Here is a 13,476-nt window from a genome sequence, read left to right as displayed (position 1 = left end):
TTTTTGTACCACTTAATCCGTGTTAACTAAACGCTAAGAAGGGGGATACGCACAGCAATAAGCCTGTGATAATAATGATGTACAGCGACACGCCCTTGTACTTATGTAATGCAGGTACTTGGTACACTAAATAAGCGGGGATCAAGCAACCCACTAAACCAAAAATTGGACTACAAATCGACGTAAAGCTCAGCACTGGCGCATTCAACACAATCGCGCCCCAAGATAATAGAATGGTAAAAATCATAATGCCGTAACCAACAAGCTTTTTGTTGATACGATCTTCAGGCATATAACGGCGCAGCATATTCATGGTCAATCCTTGGCAAGCTTCCCTAAAACCGAGATATACGCCAAAGTAAGCCGTCATCACCGCAAAAATATTCAAGGTTAAACTCAGCAATTTCAGTGTTTGTCCCTGCATACCTTGGGCAACCATAGCAAGAGCCGAGATATTTTCTTCCGATGCACGCACGGCCTGATCATGTCCCATTGCTAGGGTGAATGACACGGCATAAAAGAACACCACGACAAACAAGACGCCAAAGGCAATGTTCATGGCGCGCATCGCTTTAAAGCGCGCTACCGCAAGGGATTTTTCCCGCGAACGGTATGAAATCACCATAGGGCTTAAACTTTGAATAAACAGAATCGATGTTAGCGTAAAGGGCAGCATAACGACCGCATCTTTTAACCAATCTCCCGTTGCTGGGATAGCGCCGATATTATTGATATCCCATTTATCCACCATCAATAACCCTAGCACGGCGACAACGCCCAACTTAGTCAGTACCATAAAAGTAGAGATCTTAAACAAAAGATTCTCACCGCGGGAGGCTAAAGCAACAAGACCGCAGATCAAGGCTAAACCATAGAAAGGATTTTCTGACAATAACGCTTTAGTGACCCCAAAACTTTGCAAAAATGAAGCACTGTCGTTTGTAATGGCCGTTGAATAAACGAACACCCAAATGACCAGCATGATGAAATACAAACCACCCAACAACATACCCCAGTTTTTACCTAAATAACCCGAAATCACACTCGGGTAATCCTTACATTCTGGAGATTCCGCTAAGGTATTGATAAACAACCGTTGGAACATATACATGGCAGGATAGCCAATAATGCCAGACAGTAAGAAAACCCATAACCCCATCAAACCGACCTGCACAGGCAAGAATACGATCCCCGCGCCAATCGCCATTCCGATACTCATGATAATCCAGCCCCAATCCGTACTATCGAAGCGGGTATCTGCTTTCCACTGTGCAGCAGTAATTGTTGCATCCATCATTTCACCTTTACCTAGTTGGTATTATTTTGTGCAAATATATTTGAACAAAACAAACTCAGCAATCAAAATACTCAACTTTTGTTGAACAAAGAGTTAAAGCTCACAACTTGATTGAAAACGAGATAAATAGCGCACAAACTGCAGTGACAAATGAAATTCATTAAAAAATAATTGCAATAAAACATAAAAATACAAATAATGTTGCACATACGCCGACCTAGGCATTCAATTTTATTTGCAAGTTGGAGAGACTATGAAAACCATTATTCACGCAGAACGCGCTCCCGCGGCCATTGGCCCTTATTCCCATGGCACAGCCTATGGCAACCTCATTTTTACCTCTGGCCAACTCCCTGTTTGTAAAAAGAAAGGCAGCGTAGTTGACGGTGGGATTACTGAGCAATCGATTCAATCATTAGAGAATCTCAAATACGTACTCGAAGCGGGTGGTGGCAGCTTAGAAACGATTCTTAAAACCACTTGTTATCTTGCAGAGATCAATGACTTTGCCGCCTTTAACGAAGTGTATAAAACCTATTTTAAAACCGACTGCCCAGCTCGTAGCTGTTTTGCAGTGAAGGACCTTCCGCTGGGCGTTAAAGTAGAAGTTGAAGCGATAGCACACGTTAAAATCTAAGCATTAACATAAGGTTGTAAGCTCATGAAACCCCAATGGCAGCAGTATATTCAAATCATTAAACAAGTGGTTAAGCCCGCATTAGGCTGCACAGAGCCCATCGCCGCCGCTTACGCCGCCGCCGTCGCCCGCGCCTTGCTGGGTGTTGAACCCGATTCAATTGCAGTACAAGTGTCTGACAATCTTTATAAAAACTCTATGGGCGTGTTTGTGCCTGGCACAGGCAAAATCGGTCTGGCAATTGCCGCTGCAGCAGGCGCCATTGCGGGTAATCCTGATGCGGGCTTAGAAGTATTGGCTGTGATCAAGCCAGAACAAGTCGCCAGAGCACAGGCCCTTATCGATGCGGGCAAGGTGACGGTCGAGCGCACCGAAACAGCAGAATTTATCTATTGTTGTGTCATCGCGAAAAAAGGCGACCGCGAAGCCCTAGTGAAAATCTGCGGCGGCCATACACTGATCGCCGAGAAGCGCCTCAACGGCGAATCCGTCTTCAGTGTCGATAGCACGCAAGCTAAAGCCACTGGTTCCATCTGTGAAGGCGTGGATATCACTATCGAGTCCATTTATCGCTTCGCCGAAGAAGTCCCCTTCGAAGAGATCAAATTCATTCTCGAAGCCTCTGAGCTAAACGGCAAATTATCCGATGAAGGCATGGCGAATCCCTATGGGCTTGAAGTCGGCCGCACCATGAAAAGCGGCATAGCCGCCGGCATTATCGGTGAAGACTTACTGAATAAAATCGTCATGTTAACTGCTGCAGCATCCGATGCTCGCATGGGCGGGGCAAACTTGCCCGCCATGAGTAATCTTGGCAGTGGTAATCAAGGCATAGCGGCAACTATTCCTGTGGTATTGACGGCACAATGTTATAAGGTTTCGGAAGAAAAACTCGCCCGCGCCTTGATTATGAGCCATCTAGGGGCGATTTATATCAAGTCCCATTATCCACCACTGTCGGCATTTTGTGGCAATACCGTCACCAGCGCAGCCGCTTCTATGGCCATGGTGTATTTAGCCGGTGGCTCGTTCGAACAATCCTGTTTCGCGATTCAAAACGTGATCAGCGACAGCTCTGGAATGGTGTGTGACGGCGCTAAAGCGTCCTGCGCCATGAAGGTTAGCACTTCATCCAGTGCGGCCGTGCGCTCATTTTTGATGGCGCTCAGTAGTCACAATGTCTCAGGCCAAGGTATTATTGCTACCGATGTAGAGAAAACCATTAAAAACATTGGCAAAATGATCCTCAATGGCATGTCATCCACAGATGTCACTATTATCGATATTATGTCGGCATGATGATTTTAACCCGCTGAATATTTGCGGGTTAATAACTAAAGGTTGAAATTGTGAAACTGCAAGATTTAACGCAAAGTGATCTGGATATTCTGAAATCCATCGAAAATATCGTCGATGGCATCGCTGCCATGTATGGTCAACACACAGAAGTGGTATTGCACAGCCTAGATGCGAAACATCCGTCTGTGGTCAAAATTGCCAATGGCCATGTCACAGGCCGTGAAGTGGGTGCTCCAATAACCAACCTTGCCTTGCTCAAGCTCAAAACCGGTCAGGATATTTCCAACTCTTACCTGACTAAATGTGCCAATGGTAAAACGCTAAGATCAATTACGACGGTGATCCGTAACAGTAAAAATCAACCCATAGGGTTACTGTGTATTAACAGCGACATGGATGCACCACTGCAATCAGTACTGCGCACTATGATGCCAGAGCAACTCCTTGGCAGCGAACTGACCAGCTCGCCCGAAGTGTTTGCCCGCAATATTGATGAAGCGCTCCATAGCACTATCGACAGTGTGAACCATGAGGTTCGCGCGAATCCCGCGATTTCAACTTCACAAAAGAGTCGCGAAATCGTCAATCAATTGCATGAGTTAGGGATTTTCGAACTCAAGGACAGTGCCCAAGTCGCAGCAACTCGATTGGGGATTTCGGTGCATTCGATTTATCGCTATCTGCGGGAAATCAAAGCCAATCAAGCTTAAAGCGAGAAAAAACTCGCCTAAATAGAAAGGGCTAAGGTGTAAATAACCTTAGCCCTTTGGTTTTATTGTTTTGCGCTTGTTATTGCGTAGCTTGTCCGCTAAAGCCCATCATATTCCATGCCTGCACTGTTCCATCGGCCATTAAGGCAATGGCATCGAGCAAATTGCTGCGAATGTCGCGCATTTGGCTCAAATCAACGGCTTGTTTATCTAATGTTAACGCAGCCTCGCCTCCCATCCACACCGCAATCGAACCATCTTGGCGTTTAACCGTAAACCCTAAACCTGTCGGGAAAATATCCGTTGCTTGGGTAATTTCAGTTTTGGGTCCAGAGTGGCCATCAACCACAGTGCCATCCTGTTTTAAAAAGGCAAACTCCCGCTCATAGGTCACCACTTTGCTCACCTGAGTGACTTCTTGATAACGTGGCTGCTTGTCTACCAAGTCCCAACCTTCCCAAGCAATGGCCGTATTATCCCTGCGTAACGCGACAAAACCCTCCTCAAAGGGATAAACCTTGTGCACTTTTTGCAACTTATCCTGTAGGACTGATGTATCGGCACCATTGAATTTACTGCCCCATACGTGCAGTTGACGACTGATGGTTAGTGCGGCAAACGCGCCACGATTTGCATAAATATCAATCACTTTATTGGCGCGTTTTGTAGTAGATAAACGCGCTGGAAACGCGACATGATACTCAGTCAATTCGCCCTCACCCCAGGTATATACGCTGCCATCCGCCAGCAGCGCCGCAAACCCATGATCCGTGTTGACAACTTTCACGGCAGGCGCTAATTGGCTGAGTTTTGCCAGTTGTTCGCGGCCTTTTTGATCATCGCTGACCCCGCCCCAAGACACTAATTTTCCCGTCGCCGTCCTCGCGGTAAAAGCATTATTGTTGGCATAGAGCAGATCGACATGGTTAAGCTCAGAGGCCACGTGGCGACTATCGCCACCATAAGCGGCATCGCCCCAAGTCACTACTGCTCCCCCCTGCTTTAAGGCAGCAAAGGCACCTTTATTAATCAACACAAAATCAATATTGGTCATCGCAGGCGCAGCATATTGACCCGAGAGCAGTTCGGCTGGTGTTGAATCCAGATTAGACCAACTGACTACACTACCATCTTGTTTGATGGCCGCATAAAGCCCTTCTGCCAACACAAAAGAACGAACGCCTGTCAGCACTTGCTTCATCCCCATCCCCCAAGGGATAAGTTTGTCATCACGGGTTAAGGCCGCAAAACCACAGGTATTCTCCGCCGCGTATAACTCTTTTACATTGACCAGAGGCTCTGCGGCATTATTGATATCGCCACCACATTCAGCATCGCCCCATGCCACCACAGTACCGTCTTGCTTGAGTGCCGCAAATGCACTGAGATTACTGTAGATTTGACTCACTTGGGCTAACTGGGCAGGCATAGGGATTTTGGTAGAATCGTCGGCCACCTCAAGATTGCTCGGGATGGACGTTAATGAATTATTCGTGGTGGATGGTGATCTGTGAGCCAAGATCGTGTCAGAAATTTGCTGTTTTAATTCGGGCGATATATCAGAATCCTGTTTATCTATAAGTAAGTTAACCACATGACCCAAAGCAAAAATCGCCAGCGCTACACCGCCCCACGAGACCTGTTTTTTATCCACAAGTATATCCTTATCGTAACTGCAAACTCTCACTGAGTTTAAACTGGAACATAACGTCGACTGAGTACGCTAAATGTGAACTGTGATTGTAACCAAAACAGGGCTAAAATGACATTGCCCTAAAGTCGAAAGCTGACCTGATTCAAGTAAGATGAACATATGAGCAAAAAAATAAAAGCAGCGTATCTCGCTGCTTTTATTGAATATGATGTTGAGGTAACAAAGGGTTAATCTCTTTTGCCCACTTTCTCTAACCCCCAAACCAGTGCAATCGCCGCTAACATACACACAATGGCGAACAGCAGTTGTGAAGGCTGACCCGTTACTTGCTCAAAATTAAGCGGGGAAATATTTTGCTCCAGTAAAGGTACTTGTTCGCCGTGGGAGTTGGTCCGCCAAGTTAAGATTTCTTTCCATGGCCAAATTTTACCTAAGGTACCTAACATTAATCCGGTTAGAAACACGATAGTGGCATCATGGTATTTACGCAGCAGCGCCGACAATAAATGGCTGAACGTCAGTAATCCCATCACGGCACCAGCAGCAAAACAGGCCAAAATATCCAGCTGAATATTTTTAGCGGCTGCGAGAACCACAGGATATAACCCTAACAATAATAAGATGAAACTGCCTGAAATTCCCGGCAATACCATAGCGCAAATCGCAATCGCGCCGCCGAAAAAGATATTCATGTAACTGGCTTCTACCGCGACCGGATTCAGTACAGTAATCGCCCATGCCGCCAGCACACCAAGCGCAAATAACCCTAAACGTGCCACAGTGAAACCACTCACTTGCTTAAGCATATGCACGACAGAGATAAGAATAAGCCCAAAAAAGAACGACCATATCGGGATGGGATGTACCGCCAACAACCAAGAAATCAGCTTCGCAAAGGTAAAAATACTGGTCAGGATCCCCGCCAGCAGACTCACTAAAAAGCCACCATTAATATGGGCAAATGCCCCTTTTATGCCCTGCGACTTGATTACGCCCCAAAGGGAAGGATTAATGCGTTTTACACTATCGAGCAAAGTATCGAGAATACCCGTAATAAACGCTATGGTGCCGCCCGAAACGCCAGGCACAACATCAGCAGCGCCCATGGCCATTCCCTTAAAATACGTCAGCAAATATTTCACTGTGAGTCCTTGTAGTTAAATCAACATGCCATTGCCGCTACACGACAAATTGGCCGCAATTATACGGTGTTACACTTAAAACCGCGAAATGAAGTTTACTTAATTAAGCCGACTGGTATTTGTTGTTATCCTAATGTTACACTCGTCCGACCAGAGCAACCCAAGCTCAACTTGGAACAGGCTCAAGCTAACCATACCCCTTTGCACCATTATTAAGGATGACCATGAGCCAGACAGACTCTTCTAGCACTGCAGAACAAAAACCTAATAAAGTGCTCGCGCTCTACCATAAGACTCGCCGTTATCCCTTCGGCCAAAAACTGTTTTCAATGATGGTTTCACGCATGGCGCCCTATTTCGGCACCATCAAACCACTGATCACTGAATTACGCCTTAATCATTGCGCCTGTTTAATTAAAAAACGCCATGCCGTTCATAATCATATAAAAACTGTGCATGTGATTGCGATTTGTAATGGTCTAGAAATGGCCATGGGCGTGATGGCCGAAGCCTCTATTCCAAAACATTTACGTTGGATCCCTAAGGGCATGAGTTTGGATTATACGGCTAAAGCAGGCAGCGATATTTTATGTATCGCCGAAGTGACACCAGAGCAATGGACTCCTGGCGATATGCTGGTCCCCGTTACCGCCTACGACACCCAAGGAGTGGTTGTGGTGAAAGGACATATCAAATTGTGGATTTCAGAAAAACCGCAAAAATAAACGATTTGAATCAAGACTTATAATGTCAGCATTTAAAAAGGGAGCTTTGCTCCCTTTACTTTTTAACCTTCAGCCGTATTTCGCAAAAACATTCGGTGAACTGAATTGCGCGGCGCCTTGCTCGCTCACGTTTAAGTACGACTGTTAGATACGAGCTCTTAAAATCCCAGCCATATCGCAATATAGCTGCACAGTTATGCAAAATATTAAGCGAAATGGCTTGCGGTAAATTGCTCAATTAAAAGGATAAAGTCGGCTTCAGCAAGCTTGGCACATTTTAAGGTTTGTTCATGGGATAACTGCACGTCCCCCAACCCTTCTGCCATATTGGTAATGGCGCACACAGCCAACACGGGCAAACCACAATGCGCCGCCGAAATCACCTCTGGCACCACGGACATTCCCACTACATCGCCACCGATGATTTGCATCATGCGGATTTCAGCCGCGGTTTCAAAACACGGGCCAGAGTAAGACACAAAGACCCCTTGATTCACTTCAATGCCTGCGGCTTTTGCAACACTTAAGGCTTCTGCTCTCAGGTCTTTATCATAAGCATTGGCTAGGCTAAAAAAGCGTGGGCCGTAGCTATCATCATTTGCGCCCGTCATGGGCGTACCCGGCATAGTGTTGATGTGATCGCTGAAAATCACTAATGATCCCACGCCGATCCGCTCTGGCCGTAATGACCCCGCAGCGTTAGTCACGAGTAACAATTCACACCCTAAACGTTTGAAAGTACGCACAGGCGTCGTCATCACCTTCATGCTTTGGTGCTCGTAAAAATGCCCGCGGCCTTTCATGCACACTATATCGATGCCATGTAAGCTGCCGAGCACAAGCTCTCCCGAGTGGCCAACGACGGTACTCACAGGAAAGCCGTCTAACTCTTCATAGGGGATCACTACTTTGTTATCTAAATTATCAGCAAACGCGCCAAGCCCTGAGCCCAAAATCATAGCAGCGCGGGGAGAGAAATTCGGTTTACGGGCACGAATCGTCGCAAGGGCATTAATAACAGGATCATTGCTCATACAAGGTACCTCATAGCAAAGGAATGAAAGAGTAAACGACCCTCAGTATAAGCGGGCTTAGGGTTGCAAATAATCGCGATTAACCGCACTATTGTGCTGATAAAAAGGACAATATCTGAAAATAGTGAGCCTAAAATGAGCACGATAAACGCATCAGAACTCGTCACCTTGAAGATGCTGCGGTATTTTCATCGAGTGGCTGAAGTGAAAAACTTTACCGCTGCCGCCGAACAACTGCATCTATCGAAATCTCCGCTGAGCGCACAAATCAAAGAGTTAGAATCGCTCCTTGGCGTTGAGCTATTCACCCGCAGCACTCGTCAGGTCGAGCTCACTCCCTATGGCCAATTGTTAAGAGAGAAGTGCGAGCAAATATTCGAACTGGTGAATACCTCATTGGAACAAGTGGCTCAGCTTGGGCGACTCGATAGAAACCATATTCGGATTGGCATCATGAGCTCGCTGTTTTGGATGGGATTTGGTGACATACTGAAAAGCTTTCGTAAGCAATGCCCTGATAATGAGCTGATATTTCAAGAGTTATCACCTGAAACTCAAAAAGTCGCCTTAGCACATCAAGAAATCGATTTTGGCCTAGTGCGCTACGCCGACACCTTAAATTTGCCGCACCTTCTCGCCGAAACTATCACCAGCGAACCTATGGTGTTAGCACTGGCAAGTAAGCATCCCTTAGCCAGACGCAAAAGCATCGACTTGAGTGAACTCAAAGATGAGCCTTTTACCTTACTCAGCCGTGCCAATTCTGCCTCTAGCGATTTAATTATCGCCAGCTGTCAGGCCGCAGAATTTATGCCGCAATTAGTACAGGAAATGGTCGAGCCCAATAGCTTGATGGCCATCATCGCTGCCGATAACAGGGTATCCATAGTGCCGCAAAGTTATGCTTCACAACCTTGGCCTAGGGTAAAGTTTATTAAGTTAAAACAAACCATCCCCGCCGATATCTGCCTGATTTATCGGCCAGAAATAGCTTCGCTGCCGATTATCGATAGCCTGAGGAACTTATTGAAGCAACAAATCAAAACCATTTAGATTGTCTCCCAAACGAGTGCTATGCTGAGTGCAATACTCAGGGTTCATATTTTAAGGATATCAAGATGGATGAATTTTTAGCGGCAGCCATTGAAGAAGCCAAACAAGGACTCGCCGAGGGCGGCATCCCCATTGGTTCGGTATTAGTGATCGATGGTAAAATCGTCGGGCGCGGCCACAATAAACGGGTACAAAAAGGCAGTTCAGTACTGCATGCCGAAATGGATTGTCTCGAAAATGCCGGCCGATTTAGCGCCGCCGAGTACCAAAGGGCGACCTTGTATTCCACCCTATCGCCCTGCGATATGTGCAGCGGCGCAGTATTACTTTATGGCATACCAAAAGTCATCGTCGGTGAAAACGCTACCTTCCAAGGGCCTGAAGCCTATGTTAAATCCCGCGGTGTGGATGTCACTGTGGTCGATAATGCCGAGTGCAAACAATTGATGCAGGACTTTATCGCCAGTAATCCCACACTCTGGAACGAAGATATCGGCGAGTAATGGTTCGACAGTCTTCTCAATCCGTTTCTGCATTTTTGTATTTCACTTTTTACGTTGGCGCTAGTTCACTTTCTACCTTTCCTGTATTTTACTTTTTGTGTTGACTGTATTTCATTGGGGGCTAGCGCCTGCTAGGCTAGCCCTCCCAAATTCCAGTGAAAAGTGGAACATGTCTACTAGCGAAAGGAACTCAGCTAACGTGTCAGCCAACTTACCTAAAGACCCTTGGTCAAGATCAGACTCCACGCAGCCTGTTGTAATGACTATACCCGCACAGCGTAATGCCAACCTCGATGCTATTCGCGGCTTAGCTGTGTTGGGGATATTTTTTATGAATATCTATTTTATGGGCATTACTTTTTTTGGCTATGCGCCCCATGAAACACAGCCGCTGTCGGATCACATTATCAAAGTGTTCAGTAACTTTTTCATCGAGGCACGCTTTATCAGTCTATTTTCCATCCTGTTTGGTGTCGGGCTTTTTATTCAATATCAGCGATTTAGCGCCAAAGGCCTAGAAGCTTATCCCCTACTGCGAACACGTTTAAAATGGTTAATTGTATTTGGCCTACTCCACGGCATTTTTATTTGGTCAGGTGATATTTTGTTCACCTATGGCATCAGCGGATTTTTAGCTTTGTGTTACAAAGATTTAAGTATTGAAGCCCTTAAGCGCAAAGCGAATATTTTTATTTTAAGCGCCTTAGTTATCATTACGCTGGTTAGCCTTACGGGCAGCGATGAACCTTTCACTCGAGAATCGAGTCTATTTGCAGAGCAATACAGTGCATGGACCTCTGGCTATGCCGACCAACTGTTACTGCAATTGATGCAAGTTGGCTATATGGCACTGGTGATCCCTTTTACCATAATGTGGTTTACGGCTGGCTTGATGTTGCTCGGAATGGCTTTGTATCAACAAGGGACTTTTGAGCAAGGTTTTAGTAAATCGGTACTGGTAAAGTTAGTGCTAGCAAGCGTAACGCTATCACTGCTTGATACCATCTTAGGTTTAACGAAAAATACTATTCTCGTTGCGTTTTCAGATGTGTTAATCATGCTAAGTGCTATTCCTATGGCGCTGATTTACATCCACATTATAGTTAAGGTTTGCCAGAATAATCCTAATATACTGACTTCGTTGCAAAATGTAGGCAAACTCGCGTTTAGTCTCTATATTCTGCAATCCATCATTGGCGTGTTAGTGTTTAGACACTTAGCTCCCGAATTGCTATTGAGCTTAGATAGATGGGGATACATGGCCATGGCGCTGGTTTATTCAGTAGTGCAACTACTGTTAGCCAGCCTGTACTTACGCTATTTCAAGCAAGGGCCGCTAGAGAAACTGTGGCGCCACCTCGTGTTTAAAAAATACACGGCATCACAAGAACACAAGCAAGCTTAAAAACACTGACACGAGATTGATACCAAATAATGACGAACAAAAAAACTACTAAAACGGGCAACAGCGCTTCACCTCAAACCAATCGCCCGCAAAAGAGTCGAGCACAAAGCGGTCGCGCTCAGAACAGTCGCACACAAAGTAGTCGCGCTCAGAACAGTCGCACACAAAGTAGTCGCGCTCAAAAATCCAATACAGCCGCTTCAGGCTCAAGCCTTATGCCGCTGTTATTGGTGGTGATTTTTCTTGCTAGCTTAATCGGCGCAGCGCAGCAACATATGCTGCCAGTCGGGATTGCGGGCATATACCTCACACTAAGCCTGCTCACCTTTATCGCCTATGCCATCGATAAATCCGCCGCTAAACGTAACAAATGGCGCACTAAAGAAAGCACATTACATCTGCTCGCCCTCATGGGCGGTTGGCCAGGCGCTCTATTTGCCCAAAACCTGTTAAGACACAAGTCCGTTAAAGCCTCATTTAGAAACGTCTTTTGGCTCACCGTTGTCGCTAACTTAGCCGTGCTGGGTTATGGCATAAAAACCGGCGCCGTAGATATGTTTATCTAATGCTCTTATTTAAGGGCTTTTATACAAAGGCCTTTATATGAGGCGCCTTATCTAAGAATCGCTATCTAAGGGTGGCACTCTAAGCAGCATGAGTCGCGGTATCGATCAACTGATCAACCACAGACAACGCCAACAGTGCAGACTGAGTGTCACCTTTTAATTGTGCCGACACTATCGCCCCCTCTTTGAGTAAACCTATTGCTGCAACGAGAAATTGGGTCTTAGCTTTAGGCAAGCCCAATGCAGAGACTTGCTGCTCAATTAAACTCGCCACTCGCTGTTTATGCAGGGCGCAGAGTTGGTGCACAGGATGGCTCGGCTCAGTAAATTCGGCGCTGACATTGATAAAAAAACAGCCGCGAAACTCACACAGTTGCGGCACTCTTTGATTAAACCAATCATCGAGCGCGATAAATAACCCACCAATGCCCTCTCGTCCCGCTGGCGATGCGTTCACTCGCTCGCTAAGCCATTGATAAAAAACCTCATCACGATAGCGAACCACGGCTTCAACTAACTCATCTTTACTGGCAAAGTGGTGGTACAGGGTTTTTTTGGCGATCGCCGATTCCTGCAAAATCTGGTTAATCCCCACCCCATGCACACTTTGAAAATAAAACAGTTTAAATGCGGTAGTGACCAATTGCTGCCGTTTATCCGATGGCGTACCTGCCTGAATCTCAGTGCCCTGCATCAACTCATTCCTCTTCTTTGGCAAACATTCGTTAGCAAATCTTAGCTAACAAATATGAGTCCTATCGTCTCACGAGTAGACAAGTCAGTCTACTCGTGAGAACATTCACAGCGGTAGACAAATCTGTCTACCTCGGTAACGAAATTAAGTTAATAGTGAAATCAAGAGTGAACACGGAACACCACAGCATGTTAGCGGCGATGGTTTGCTGAACATTCACGTCCACAATTCATTATCAAAATAAGGGCTTAACACAAGCCATTAATAGGAGAGAAGATGCAAAGAATCAATCCACAGAATCTAAAGATGGCCTTGCTCGCAGGGTGTGGAGCCATGTTATGTATCAGTAGTTTAGCAACGCTTGAACAGCTAACACCGCAAACCATTTGGTTGATGGCCCCCTTTGGTGCCACTATGGTGTTGTTGTTTGCCTTGCCAGAAAGTCCACTCGCTCAACCGAGAAACATTCTCTGCGGCCACTTACTCACGAGTTTGGTTGGACTGATCATTCTAAATACTTTAGGAGTATCCCCGCTAGCCTTAGGGCTTGCGGTCGGATTAGGCATAGCGGTTATGATGTTAACTCATACAGTGCATCCACCCGCGGGAGCGAATCCTCTGGTCGTTATGCTCACGGCGCAGCACTGGGATTTTCTGTATATGCCCGTCGCCAGTGGTGTTGCACTCATTCTGGCTTTTGGTTGGCTGTATCACAACTTACTTTGCCGCCGGCAATACCCACAAAAGTGGTTTTAAT

14 protein-coding genes are annotated in these 13,476 nt (G+C 46.1%); 9 read left to right on the top strand and 5 right to left on the bottom strand.

The window, feature by feature from the left end; genetic code table 11:
* Window positions 1-22: 22 nt before the first annotated feature.
* Complete coding sequence (locus L5M49_RS08575; RefSeq protein ID WP_028761316.1) at window positions 23-1,294, bottom strand: amino acid permease; 1,272 nt, start codon at window positions 1,292-1,294, stop codon at window positions 23-25.
* A gap of 256 nt (window positions 1,295-1,550) precedes the next feature.
* Between L5M49_RS08575 and L5M49_RS08570 the strand changes: the two genes are divergently transcribed.
* Genes L5M49_RS08570 through L5M49_RS08560 form a run of 3 tightly spaced genes read left to right on the top strand, consistent with a single transcriptional unit; the run spans window position 1,551 to window position 3,943 of the window.
* Window positions 1,551-1,934 (top strand): RidA family protein, encoded by a 384-nt coding sequence (locus L5M49_RS08570; protein WP_028761317.1) that lies wholly within the window; start codon window positions 1,551-1,553, stop codon window positions 1,932-1,934.
* Window positions 1,935-1,958: 24 nt separating this feature from the next.
* Complete coding sequence (locus L5M49_RS08565) at window positions 1,959-3,233, top strand: serine dehydratase subunit alpha family protein (protein ID WP_263265844.1); 1,275 nt, start codon at window positions 1,959-1,961, stop codon at window positions 3,231-3,233.
* A gap of 50 nt (window positions 3,234-3,283) precedes the next feature.
* Entirely contained in the window at window positions 3,284-3,943 is a 660-nt protein-coding gene (locus tag L5M49_RS08560; RefSeq protein WP_263265843.1) for a transcriptional regulator, read from the top strand.
* 79 nt (window positions 3,944-4,022) lie between these two features.
* Here L5M49_RS08560 and L5M49_RS08555 read toward each other — a convergent pair whose 3' ends face one another.
* The gene (locus L5M49_RS08555; protein ID WP_263265842.1) at window positions 4,023-5,597 is read right to left on the bottom strand and encodes a hypothetical protein; all 1,575 of its coding nucleotides are present in this window, start codon (window positions 5,595-5,597) and stop codon (window positions 4,023-4,025) included.
* A gap of 227 nt (window positions 5,598-5,824) precedes the next feature.
* Window positions 5,825-6,739: a DUF368 domain-containing protein gene (locus L5M49_RS08550; protein ID WP_168823005.1), complete on the bottom strand. Its 915-nt coding sequence runs from the start codon at window positions 6,737-6,739 to the stop codon at window positions 5,825-5,827.
* Window positions 6,740-6,963: 224 nt separating this feature from the next.
* On the opposite strand from L5M49_RS08550, the gene L5M49_RS08545 reads away from it, so the two are divergent.
* A complete protein-coding gene (locus tag L5M49_RS08545) occupies window positions 6,964-7,464 on the top strand; it encodes a hotdog fold domain-containing protein (protein WP_263265841.1) in 501 nt (166 codons plus the stop codon).
* Between the two features lie 206 nt (window positions 7,465-7,670).
* On the opposite strand, the gene xapA is transcribed toward L5M49_RS08545, so the two are convergent.
* A complete protein-coding gene (gene xapA / locus L5M49_RS08540; protein WP_263265840.1) occupies window positions 7,671-8,498 on the bottom strand; it encodes a xanthosine phosphorylase in 828 nt (275 codons plus the stop codon).
* A gap of 135 nt (window positions 8,499-8,633) precedes the next feature.
* Between xapA and L5M49_RS08535 the strand changes: the two genes are divergently transcribed.
* From L5M49_RS08535 to L5M49_RS08520, 4 genes are all read left to right on the top strand, one after another.
* Window positions 8,634-9,551, top strand: a complete 918-nt coding sequence (locus L5M49_RS08535) for a LysR family transcriptional regulator (protein ID WP_263265839.1) — start codon at window positions 8,634-8,636, stop codon at window positions 9,549-9,551.
* A 65-nt stretch (window positions 9,552-9,616) separates the two neighbouring features.
* Entirely contained in the window at window positions 9,617-10,054 is a 438-nt protein-coding gene (locus tag L5M49_RS08530; protein WP_028761325.1) for a nucleoside deaminase, read from the top strand.
* Window positions 10,055-10,253: 199 nt separating this feature from the next.
* The gene (locus tag L5M49_RS08525; RefSeq protein WP_263265838.1) at window positions 10,254-11,459 is read left to right on the top strand and encodes a DUF418 domain-containing protein; all 1,206 of its coding nucleotides are present in this window, start codon (window positions 10,254-10,256) and stop codon (window positions 11,457-11,459) included.
* 29 nt (window positions 11,460-11,488) lie between these two features.
* Window positions 11,489-12,025 (top strand): DUF1294 domain-containing protein, encoded by a 537-nt coding sequence (locus tag L5M49_RS08520; RefSeq protein WP_263265837.1) that lies wholly within the window; start codon window positions 11,489-11,491, stop codon window positions 12,023-12,025.
* Window positions 12,026-12,104: 79 nt separating this feature from the next.
* Here L5M49_RS08520 and L5M49_RS08515 read toward each other — a convergent pair whose 3' ends face one another.
* The gene (locus L5M49_RS08515) at window positions 12,105-12,719 is read right to left on the bottom strand and encodes a TetR/AcrR family transcriptional regulator (RefSeq protein ID WP_263265836.1); all 615 of its coding nucleotides are present in this window, start codon (window positions 12,717-12,719) and stop codon (window positions 12,105-12,107) included.
* A 276-nt stretch (window positions 12,720-12,995) separates the two neighbouring features.
* On the opposite strand from L5M49_RS08515, the gene L5M49_RS08510 reads away from it, so the two are divergent.
* On the top strand, window positions 12,996-13,475 hold the full coding sequence (locus tag L5M49_RS08510) for an HPP family protein (protein ID WP_263265835.1): 480 nt from the start codon (window positions 12,996-12,998) through the stop codon (window positions 13,473-13,475).
* Window position 13,476: the final 1 nt, after the last annotated feature.

The sequence above is a fragment of the Shewanella sp. SM74 genome (assembly GCF_025653725.1).
In the GTDB taxonomy this organism is placed as follows: Bacteria; Pseudomonadota; Gammaproteobacteria; order Enterobacterales; family Shewanellaceae; genus Shewanella; species Shewanella oncorhynchi.
This window is presented reverse-complemented; position numbering and strand designations above follow the sequence as displayed.